Origin of the sequence: Microbacterium sp. H6 (genome assembly GCF_003314775.1) — a bacterium.
GTDB lineage: Bacteria > Actinomycetota > Actinomycetes > Actinomycetales > Microbacteriaceae > Microbacterium > Microbacterium oxydans.
In genome coordinates this window covers 14,170-23,138 of sequence record NZ_QOAY01000189.1, presented here as the reverse complement: position 1 = coordinate 23,138, position 8,969 = coordinate 14,170, and the positions used below count along the sequence as shown (strand labels likewise).

Sequence of the window (8,969 nt, the reverse complement as noted above, 5' to 3'; positions counted from 1 at the left end):
ATGAGGGGATTCATGATGCCTTTCGAGGCGGGTTGGGGGTCAGTACTGTCCGAGCGCGAGGCCCTTGGCGAAGAACCGCTGCGTGCACAGGAACAGCACCACGGTGGGGAGCGAGACGAGCACGGCCGCGGCCAGCACGACCGACATCTGCGCGCCGCCGTAGGTGCTCTGCATTCCCGACAGCGTGGTGATGATGGGGCGGATGTCGTCGGACTGGCTGAGCGTGAGGCCGAGCAGCAGGTCGTTCCACACGAACGTGGCCTGCAGGATGAAGATCGCGACCAGCGCGCTCGACGCCATCGGCAGGTACAGACGCACGAAGATGCGCCAGGTCGTGGCACCGTCGAGCACCGCGGCCTCGAACACGTTGTGCGCGACGCCGGTGAAGAAGTTGCGCATCACGAACGCCGAGAACGGGATTGAGATCACCGTGTAGATCATGATCATGCCGACGCGGGTGTCGAACAGCCCGGTGCGCGAGTAGGCGTCGAACAGGGGCAGCAGCACCATCTGCAGCGGGAAGACTGTGCCGCCGAAGATCACGACGAACCATAGGAATCCGCGCTTGAGGCGCAGGGCCACGATCGCGAAGCCGGCCGCGGCGCCCACGAGCACGGCGATGGTCGGCGACACGATCGAATAGATGAGCGTGCTGACGATGCTGTCGCCGATGCCGGAGAGCTCGAGCGCCTGACCGAAGTTCTCGAACAGGTGGAAGTCGGTGGGGATCCACGACTCCTTCGAGGTGAAGGTGGTCGGGTCCTTCATCGCGTTCACGACGAGCAGGTAGGCGGGCAGGAGCCACACGATCCCGAGGACGACGAGCACGGTGGTGCGGATGATCTTCGACATCACATCTCCTTCTTCGGGGAGAGCTGCTGGCGCAGGTACAGGACCGAGGCGACGAGGGTGATCACGGTGAGGAACACCGCGATCGCGGAGCCGAGCCCGTAGTCGCTGTTCACGAACGTCTCCTTGTACATGGTCAGCGCGAGGGTCTCCGAGACGGTGCCCGGTCCGCCCTTGGTCATGCCCCATACGATGTCGAAGGTCTTGAGGCTCGCGACGATCGAGAGCCCGACGACCACGGCGGTGAGCGGCCTCAGCATGGGCCACAGGATGCTGGTGAACAGGCGCGCCCCGCCGGCGCCGTCGATGCGCGCGGCCTCGAGCGGCTCCTTGGGGATGGCCTGCAGGCCGATCGTGAACAGCAGTGCGTTCACGCCGACGCCCTGCCACGACGACGCGATGATCATCACGACCGTGTTGAGCGGAGCGTCGAGGAGCCAGCGCGGTGGGTCGGTGATGCCGACCGCGGCGAGGGCCTGATCGAGCGCTCCGCCCGAGGAGAGGATGAACGACCAGACCACGCCGACGCCGATGCCGGAGAGGGCGTAGGGGATGAGGAACGGAAGGCGCAGCCAGATGCCACCCCCGAGGTTCCAGGTGAGCAGCGCGATCGCCAGGCCGATGCCGACCGGGATGATCAGGGTGCCGATCACCCAGAGCACGGTGTTCATCGCCGAGCCCACGAAGTCGCCGTCGGTGAACATCTCGACGTAGTTGTCGAGCCCGATCCACTTCGGGCTGCCGAGGCCGTTGTACTTCGTGAAGCTGAGGAACACCGTCCACAGCAGCGGGAGGTAGAGCAGGACCGCGACCAGGATCACGCCCGGGGCGATGAAGCCCCGGGCGGACCACTGGTAGGGCGTCTTCTGATGCGTCATCCGCCCGCTTACTCCTGCTCTGCCCAGTACTTGTCAGCCGTGGCCTGGATCTTCTCCAGGAACGGCATCGGGTCGCCGGGGTTGGCGTTGAATGCGCCGAACTGCTCGATCGCGGTGGTCACGATCTCGGTGGGCATCGCCTCGAAGAACCGGTCGTAGAGCATGTAGTCGTCGCCGGCGATCTGCTCGCCGATCTCAGCCAGTGCGGGGTCGGAGACCTTCGCCTTCGGGTTGAACGCGACGTCACCGTGTGCGTCGTTCCACGCGGTCTGTGCGTCGGGCGACATCCACCATTCGGCGTAGGCCAGGCCGAGGTCGCGCTGCTTCGAGTTCTCGGCGGTGCAGATCGGGCCCGACTCCATGGCCACCGGTGTGGCATCGAGGTCGTCGCTGACCGCGGGGATCGCGAACATGCCGTAGTCATCGGTGGTCATGCCGGCGCCAGCGAGGTTGCCGGCGAAGAACGTGCCGAAGTTGATCATGGCGTAGTCGCCCTGCTTGAGGCCGACCGCGGGATCGGTCGTGCTGCCCGCGTCGCTGAACCAGCCCGCCTTCTGCTCGTCGAGCCAGACGTTCATGATGTCGACGATCTCGGGGTCGGTGTACTTCACGTCGCCCGTGGTGAGTCCGGCGTACAGGTCGGGGTCGGTGGAGGCGACCAGGTGCTGGAACCACTGGAAGGTGAACAGCACGCTGGTCTGGTAGTACGGGGTGACCCCTGCATCCTTCAGCGTCTCGGCGGCGGTGTTCAGCTCGTCCCAGGTCGTCGGCACCTCGATGCCGTTGTCGGCGAAGGCGGCCTTGTTGTAGAACATGATCCAGTAGGCGATGTTCATCGGCACGCAGTACTGCTTACCGTCGAAGGTATAGCTGTCACGCAGGTCTTCGCTCACCCAGCCCTCGTCGACCGCCTTGGACCAGATGTCGGTGGTCTCGGCGACCAGACCCTCGTCCACGAGCTGCTTGAGCGACTCGCCGGTGTGCCAGGTGAACAGTCCCGGCGACTTGTCGGTGCGGAACGACTGCTTGATGAAGGCGTCGTACTGGTTGGCGTCGGAGTAGCCCGTGGTCTTCAGGGTGATGTCGACGGCATCGCCGCTGACCTCGTTGAGCGACTCGAAATCGGGCTTCCACGCCGCCTTGTCGGTGTAGAAATCGAGCGTGCCGGTGACCTCGCCCTCCCCGCCGGATCCGGAGTCGCCGGAGCATCCGGCCAGCGCCAGGGTGCCGAGGAGGAGACCGGCCGCGGCGGCGGCGATCGTGCGTCGCGAAATCATTCTGAACTCCCTTGTTCGTATTTCTCGGGTGTGCGGTGTGTGTCGGGTGTGCGGTTTCTCGGGTGCGGTGCTCGTCGGGTGCGGCGTCTTCAGCTGTCGCTCGAGCGAGAGCCGCGCACGTAGGCCTTGACGGTCGCGAAGCGCGGACTGCGCGAGTTCTCGGTGCGCCGGATGAGGTAGGCCCCGACGGCGGCCGGGACGATGAACGTCTCGGCGTAATGGATCACGAAGGGAGCGAAGGCGTCGGTGGGGCTGACCACCTCGACCTCATCGCCCTCCACGAGGTTGAGCACGTTCACGGTGCCCTCGGTGTCATGGTCGGCCGTCTGGGTGAACCAGTGTCGACGCACCTCGATGAACTCGAGCTCGTGCAGGCCCGTGCTCTCCTCGATCACGTCGCTGTCGGTGCGGATGGTCTCGACCTGGTCGATGAGGTTGTCGCCGACCCAGGTGGTGTCGCGGTCCCACTGGATGTTGTTGGCGCCGTGGTCGAGGTGCACGGGGCGGGGGATCCCGTCGAGTCCCACCCGGCCCCAGTCCCAGAGCTTGAAGGTGAAGATGAACGGCGTCGCCGAGATCTCCAGCACCATCGAGTTCGCGCCGGAGCAGTGCACGGTTCCGGCGGGGATGGCGAAGTGGTCGTGCTTGCGGGCCGGGAACGAGTTGACGTACTTCTCGGCGGGGAACGGGTGCTCGCCGTCCTGGGCCGTCGCCAGCTCCTGGAGCATCTCGGCGGGATCGATGCCCTCCTTCGTCCCGAGGTACACCACCGCGTCGTCGCCGACATCGAGCATGTAGTAGCTCTCGTCCTGCGTGTAGTGCATGCCGAACGTGTTCTGGATGTAATCGGTGAGCGGGTGCACCTGCAGGCTGAGGTTGCCGCCGTCCATGGTGTCGAGGAAGTCGAAGCGGATCGGGAACTCGGCGCCGAATCGCGAGAACGTCTTCGCGCCCAGCAGGTCGACAGGGCGGCTGAAGACGAGGTCCAGGGCGGGGATCTCGATCACGCCGCCTTCGCCCTCCAGCAGCAGCGAGTTCTCCTCGGGGACGCAGTCGAAGCACCAGGCGTAGTTGTCCTTCGAGGGGTCGAGGCCGATGAGGTTCTTCATCCACTGCCCGCCCCACACGCCGGGGTCGAAGAACGGGACGACACGGAACGGGCGACGCGCGGCGTCCTTCAGGGCCTGACGGAAGGCGGCTCCCGTGATCATCCCCGCCTCCGGCGAATCCGGATGCCGCTCGGCCGGCGAGATCGCATTGCCGTCGAGCACGAAGTCGACCGTGTCGAACAGGGCGCGCTTGTGACGGTCGGCGGTGCGCCATTCCACGAAGAAGCCGCGCTTGTACTTGCGGAGGTTGTCTTCCGAGGCGTTGTCGGCGCGCCAGTTGGTCGCGCCCTTGCGCTGGCGCAGCTGGATCTCCCAGCGGGCCATGTCGACGAGCACCGTCACGGCGTCGCCCGTCAGGCGCGGGGAGAGCAGGGCCGCGCCCCAGCCGATCACCACGGTGGGGTTCTCGACGACCGTGTCTGCCAGGGCGTCGAGCTTCGCGGTGTCGTAGAAGTCGGTGAGGGCGAAGTGGCTCATGACACCGAAGACGCGGTCGTCGGTGAGGCTCGGGGCGATCAACTGTTCGACCTCGGCGACCGGCCGCGCGGCGACCTCGACGTCGACGACCGCCCACTCCGGCAGCGACTGGCGCACCTGGGTGGTGAGGGCCTCGACGTCCACTCCGGGGTAGGTGTCGATCAGCAGCACGGGGGCGGTGCCGGTCACCCGGGCGCAGGCTTCGGCGAGCTCGGCCGCCGCCGTCCAACCGTGCGCGCCGCGGAGGATGCGCTCCCCGGCGGGCAGTGCCACGGTGGGCTGGGTGTCGTAGCGACCTCGGGTGGTGTGCCCTTCATGCATGTCGCTGATCGGCGTGGTCACTGTTCCTCCTGCGGGATGGCGGTGTGGGTGGTGGCGGTGTGGGTGGTATGGATCAGGGTGCTGAGCCCGCGGACGACGGAGAGTTCGGGCTCGGGCGGGACGACGAAGTGCGGCGGGGTCAGCGATGGCCATAGGTGCTCGCGCACGAAGTCCTCGATCGGTGCGCTCACGGCGTCGCCCGCGCGCAGGATGCCGCCGGAGAGGATCACGACGGCGGGGTCGTAGGAGTGCACGAGCGACGTGACGACGGCGCCCCAGACGTGCAGGAAGCGGTCGCGCAGGTCGGGGTGCGCGTCCGTGGTGAAGACCTGCGTCATGGAGACGTGCTCGGGGAGTGCCCTGGTGCTCGCCAGTGCTTCGCCGCAGCCGATGTTCCCGCACGGGCAGGTGGGGCCGTCGATGTCGACGGTGAGGTGTCCGCCCAGGATCCCGGCGTGGCCGGTGCGTCCGCGCAGGGGCGATCCGTCGATCATCGCCGCGGTCCCGATGCCGGTGCCGAGGGTGACGAGCACAGCGTCGCGTTCACCGGCCGCGCTGCCCGAGGAGGTCTCGCCGATCAGCGCCGCGCGCGCATCGTTCTCGACCACGGACGGCAGGTCGAACTCGGTGTGCGCCCAGGCGTGCAGGTCGATGTCTTCGAGGAAGTCGTACTTGGCGTTGGCGTGCAGCATCCGGTCGCTGCGGGGGTCGACGACGCCAGGGACCGCGATGCCCACGGCGTCGGCTGCGCGGCCGGTCTGATCGAGGAGTGCGCGGGCATGAGCGGCGGCCTTGTCGAGGTCGGTGGGGGTGCCTTCGACCGGGATGCTGCGCGAGCCGACGACATGGCTGCCGTCGGTGAGGGCGATCTTGATCTCGGTGCCTCCGAAATCGATGCACAGCTCCATCCGGCCTCCTCGTCGATGATTGGTAACGTTATCAATGCGGAGGTGAGGTGTCAACACGTTGCGTACGCCCCGCCCAGGCCGCTTCACTTGCATGATCGGCGGACGGATGCATGAGCCGCGGCGCGGAATGGTTCATGCATTCGGGGGTGGGTCATGCATGTGAGCCGGGAAGCAGCAGTGCGGTGGGGAACCGCGCCCGTGCGCGTCAGCGGACGCCGCGCAGTGACACGGGCAGTTCGAGCTCGCGGTGCTCCCTGTCGCGCTCGCCGCCGTCCAGGCGGTCCAGCAGCAGGCGCGTGGCGGTGCGGCCGAGCTCGCGGGGGTCGTGGTCGATCACGCTGATCGGCACGGGGGAGAGCTCGGCGAGCTCGAAGTCGTCGAAGCTCACGATCTCGGGGAACTCCGACGCGGGGCGCGACCCGGCGTTGAGCTGGCCGTTGATCTCCTTGAGCGCACCGATCGCGTTGCGGTTGTTGGCGCAGAAGATCGCGGTGGGCGGATGCGACGCGGCGAGGAGCGTTCGCGTCGCCTCGCGCGCCTGATCGACGGTCTGTTGGTTCGTGGCGACGAGCTGCGGGTCGACCGTGAGGCCCCGCTCCTGCATGGCGCGGACGAAGCCCGCGTAGCGGCGCTCGCCGGTGAAGATCGACAGCGCATTGCCGAGGTAGCCGATCCGGGTATGTCCGCGATCGATGAGCGCCGTCGTCCCGCGGTGGGCGCCTTCGTCGTCGGCGAGCACGACGCTGTCCACGGCGAGTCCTTCGATGCGTCGAGAGGCGAGCACGACGGGGACACCCTGGTTCTGCGAATGGGCGAGGTGCGCGGAGGTCGTGCCGGCGGGGACGACGATCAGCCCGTCGACGCGGCGGCCGAGGAAGTCGCCGACGAGGTCGGCTTCGCGCGCAGGGTCCTCCGAGGTGTTGCCGAGCAGGATGCGGCGACCGGTGAGGGCGGCCTCCTCTTCGACGCCGAGCGCGAAGGTGGAGTAGTAGGGGTTCGCGATGTTCGTGATCGCGACGCCGATGAGGCCGCTCGAGTGTCCTGGACGGATGCTGCGTGCGTTCTCGTTGCGGTGGTAGCCGAGCTCGGCCACGGCCTCCATCACGCGCTGCTGCACGTCGGGTTTGACGTTGAGTCCGCCGGAGAGCGTGCGGGAGACGGTCATGGGGCTGACGCCGGCTCTGGTCGCGACTTCCTTGACGGTCGGGCGGCGCGCTGGTTCGCTCATCACTGCCCTCCGAATGTGGTGCCGTCGATCAAGGGAACGTTACCAGCGCCCCTCCGGTTCTGCGGAGGCATCGACCGCCGTCACGGTGGGAAACCCGAGATGCGAGGGAGCGGGGCCGTCCGTAGATTGGACTGGTCCCGCTGCGAATGGAGTTCCCCGTGTCCGAGATCCGCGTCCTGCGTCTTTCCTGTATCGCCGCCGCCGCCGACTGACTCGGCGGGACCCAGACCATGACCTCCGCCTCCCCCGTGCATCCGTTCGATGCCCGCACCCGTCTGTTCCTCGACCGGCCGCAGAGCCGCAAGTGGAGTCTGCACCCCGGACACATCGGCGCCTGGGTGGCGGAGATGGACTTCGGGGTCGCGCCCGAGATCGCGGAGGCGCTGCATCGCGCGATCGACGACGAGAACCTGGGATACCTCTCCCCTCCGCAGGCCGCGGAGCTCGGTGAGGCGACGTCTGAGTGGATGCGCGACGAGTACGACTGGGCGGTCGATCCCGAGCGTGTGCATCCGGTCTCGGACGTGATGGCGGCCCTCGGCGTCGCGGTGCAGGAGTATGCGCCAGCGGGTTCGCCCGTGATCGTGCCCACCCCCGCGTACATGCCGTTCCTGACCTACCTGCCGGCGATCGGACATCCGGTGATCGAGGTCCCCGGCGTCGAGGTCGACGGGCGCTGGCAGCACGATCTGCAGCGCATCGATGAGGCGTTCGCTGCCGGCGCGAGGACGCTCGTGCTCTGCAACCCGCACAACCCGACCGGCACGATCGTCGGGCGTGATGAGCTGGAGGCGATCGCAGAGATCGTCGAGCGGCACGGCGGGCGGGTGTTCGCGGATGAGATCCACGCCCCGCTGCGCTATGAGGGTGCGTCGTTCGTGCCGTACGCGTCGGTGTCGGAGGTGACGGCCGCGCATACGGTGACGGGAACGAGCGCCTCGAAGGCCTGGAACATCCCTGGGTTGAAGACGGCGCAGCTGATCACCTCGAACGAAGCCGACCAGCAGCTGTACAAGCGGTTCGGTTTCGCGGTGCAGCACGGTGCGGCCACGCTCGGGGTGGTGGCCTCGACGGCGGCCTACCGGTCGGGCAAGCCCTGGCTGACGGAGGTGACCGACTACCTCGACGGTTCCCGGCGGCAGCTGGCGACGCTGGTGGAGGAGCACCTCCCCGGAGCCGTGTATCACGTGCCCGAGGCGACATACATCGGGTGGATCGACACCGCGGCGCTCGGGATTCCGGGGCCGCCCGCCGAGTTCTTCCGCGAGCAGGCGGGGGTCGTGCTGACCGAGGGACGGCTGCTCGGGCGTGGCGCCGAGGGTCACGTGCGGGTGGTCTTCGCGACACCCCGTCCGATCCTGGAAGAGGCGTTCGCGGCGATGGGCGATGCCGTGCGTCGGGCGGGTCTTCTGGTCTGAACCGGTCTCGCTCGGGCGATGGGGCGGAGGCTGTCAAGCCCCTCCGTCGTGTCGGTGGTCTGACGTAGAAAGGGATGCGAGAGAAGGGATCCCGCCATGGCTGCAGGCGACATCGAGACGTTCCACCGCAACGGCATCTGGTTCAACCGCATCGAGGGGGAATCGCAGACGTTGGGGAGCAGCTTCATGAGCGAGGCCGAGGCGGTCAAGGTCGGCCGCAGCGCGGCGGTGGCGCGTCAGGTCGAGCACACGGTGCGCGCCGAAGAGGGCCCGTCGACCGACTCCTCTCCCTATGACCTGCACCCCCGCGAGCTGATCGGCCGATGACCGCGCCGGACTCGGACCCGCCCGCCCGGCCTCCGCGTCGGATGCTGTTGCAGGCATGCGTGAACGGCGCTCGTGATGCGGTCGAGCACCCGTGGTTGAGTGCGGATGCGTCGGTCGTCGCCGACGATGCTGCGCGTGCTGTGGTGGCGGGAGCGCACGAGGTGCATGTGCACCCGA

Annotated in this window: 8 protein-coding genes and 1 pseudogene; 3 read left to right on the top strand and 6 right to left on the bottom strand. The window is 67.7% G+C overall.

What is annotated here, in order from left to right; genetic code table 11:
* Nucleotides 1–39: 39 nt before the first annotated feature.
* The 6 genes from DSP71_RS12465 to DSP71_RS12440 form a co-directional block, all read right to left on the bottom strand.
* Nucleotides 40–852, bottom strand: coding sequence for a carbohydrate ABC transporter permease (locus tag DSP71_RS12465; RefSeq protein WP_058631048.1), 813 nt, complete (start codon nt 850–852; stop codon nt 40–42).
* Complete coding sequence (locus tag DSP71_RS12460) at nt 852–1,727, bottom strand: carbohydrate ABC transporter permease (protein ID WP_113681251.1); 876 nt, start codon at nt 1,725–1,727, stop codon at nt 852–854. The genes DSP71_RS12465 and DSP71_RS12460 overlap by 1 nt, the downstream gene beginning before the upstream one ends.
* Nucleotides 1,728–1,735: 8 nt before the next feature.
* Nucleotides 1,736–3,004 carry an ABC transporter substrate-binding protein gene (locus DSP71_RS12455; RefSeq protein ID WP_113681250.1) on the bottom strand — a complete coding sequence of 423 codons (1,269 nt, stop codon included), beginning with the start codon at nt 3,002–3,004 and terminating at the stop codon, nt 1,736–1,738.
* Nucleotides 3,005–3,093: 89 nt separating this feature from the next.
* On the bottom strand, nt 3,094–4,932 hold the full coding sequence (locus tag DSP71_RS12450; RefSeq protein ID WP_113681249.1) for a class I mannose-6-phosphate isomerase: 1,839 nt from the start codon (nt 4,930–4,932) through the stop codon (nt 3,094–3,096).
* Nucleotides 4,929–5,819, bottom strand: a complete 891-nt coding sequence (locus tag DSP71_RS12445; protein ID WP_061015119.1) for an ROK family protein — start codon at nt 5,817–5,819, stop codon at nt 4,929–4,931. Before DSP71_RS12445 ends, DSP71_RS12450 begins: the two co-directional genes overlap by 4 nt.
* A 205-nt stretch (nt 5,820–6,024) precedes the next feature.
* On the bottom strand, nt 6,025–7,047 hold the full coding sequence (locus tag DSP71_RS12440) for a LacI family DNA-binding transcriptional regulator (RefSeq protein WP_061015120.1): 1,023 nt from the start codon (nt 7,045–7,047) through the stop codon (nt 6,025–6,027).
* Nucleotides 7,048–7,277: 230 nt separating this feature from the next.
* Between DSP71_RS12440 and DSP71_RS12435 the strand changes: the two genes are divergently transcribed.
* The 3 genes and pseudogenes from DSP71_RS12435 to DSP71_RS22725 form a co-directional block, all read left to right on the top strand.
* Entirely contained in the window at nt 7,278–8,465 is a 1,188-nt protein-coding gene (locus DSP71_RS12435) for a MalY/PatB family protein (protein WP_113681247.1), read from the top strand.
* A gap of 96 nt (nt 8,466–8,561) precedes the next feature.
* Nucleotides 8,562–8,792 carry a hypothetical protein gene (locus tag DSP71_RS12430; RefSeq protein WP_058631043.1) on the top strand — a complete coding sequence of 77 codons (231 nt, stop codon included), beginning with the start codon at nt 8,562–8,564 and terminating at the stop codon, nt 8,790–8,792.
* A pseudogene (locus tag DSP71_RS22725) lies at nt 8,789–8,969 on the top strand (hypothetical protein); the annotation flags it as partial. The gene DSP71_RS12430 and the pseudogene DSP71_RS22725, both read left to right, overlap by 4 nt.

Bases quoted from the DNA above. Each gene is read 5' to 3' on its own strand.
- DSP71_RS12460 (WP_113681251.1), bottom strand. From the start codon at position 1,727: ATGACGCATCAGAAGACGCCCTACCAGTGGTCCGCCCGGGGCTTCATC.
- DSP71_RS12435 (WP_113681247.1), top strand. From the start codon at position 7,278: ATGACCTCCGCCTCCCCCGTGCATCCGTTCGATGCCCGCACCCGTCTG.
- DSP71_RS12430 (WP_058631043.1), top strand. From the start codon at position 8,562: ATGGCTGCAGGCGACATCGAGACGTTCCACCGCAACGGCATCTGGTTC.
- DSP71_RS12440 (WP_061015120.1), bottom strand. From the start codon at position 7,047: ATGAGCGAACCAGCGCGCCGCCCGACCGTCAAGGAAGTCGCGACCAGA.
- DSP71_RS12445 (WP_061015119.1), bottom strand. From the start codon at position 5,819: ATGGAGCTGTGCATCGATTTCGGAGGCACCGAGATCAAGATCGCCCTC.
- DSP71_RS12465 (WP_058631048.1), bottom strand. From the start codon at position 852: ATGTCGAAGATCATCCGCACCACCGTGCTCGTCGTCCTCGGGATCGTG.
- DSP71_RS12455 (WP_113681250.1), bottom strand. From the start codon at position 3,004: ATGATTTCGCGACGCACGATCGCCGCCGCCGCGGCCGGTCTCCTCCTC.